This is a genomic window from Natrinema soli (assembly GCF_028618695.1).
Genome location: NZ_JAQIVI010000729.1, coordinates 1 through 775 on the forward strand (window position 1 = coordinate 1; position 775 = coordinate 775).

Here is a 775-nt window from a genome sequence, read left to right on the forward strand (position 1 = left end):
CGATCGCCGCGACCGACGACGGCTGTCGGATCTGGTTCGCCGGCGACAGCGGCGCGCTCGGCTACTACGACGTGGCCGACGGCCACCTGAGCGACTACTCCGCGCCGATGGAGAAGACGAGCACGTGGGAGTCGATCGCGGTCACCGGCAAGACCGGCGAGGAACGCGTCCGGATCGCGAACGGCTCCGGCGAAGTCCTCGACTGCATCGTCGAAGACGGCTGTCCGACCTGGGGCGACGTCGTCGAACCCGGCGGCGGCTCGACGGTTCCGGGGCTGACTGCGGGGCCCGACGGGTTCTACGCCATCGACACCAGCGGCGGGGCCTACTACGAATCCCGACCGGCTGGCCCGAACGGGAACGGCAGCAGAAGCGAATCGGCTGAGAGCGACCCGAGAGACGGCGAACCGGCTGACACGGAGCCGACGGACAGCGATCCGACTGACGAGTGGACGAAGATCGGCGTCCGAAACGCCCAGGTCGACTTTCAGGATATCTGGGCGGGCAAGGAGACCGTGTTCATCGCCGGCGCAGACGGGATCGCGTACCGCTACGACCCCGACTGCGAGAACTGGACGCCGCTGGCCGTCGGTCAGGGCGCGCTCAATTCGCTCCGATCGACCGGCTCCGACGCCGTCGCGGTCGCATCCGGGGGCCGGATCTACGAGCGGGCCGAGAGCATCCGCTGGATCGAACGCGAGGCCCCCACCGAGCAGTCGCTGCTGGGACTCGTGCTCGCCCGCTCGAGTGCCGACGTCGACGACGGGCTGGCGAC

1 pseudogene is annotated in these 775 nt (G+C 69.5%); it reads left to right on the plus strand.

Annotated elements, in window-relative coordinates:
* Positions 1–775 (plus strand): annotated as a pseudogene (locus PGX04_RS31075) (hypothetical protein); the annotation flags it as partial.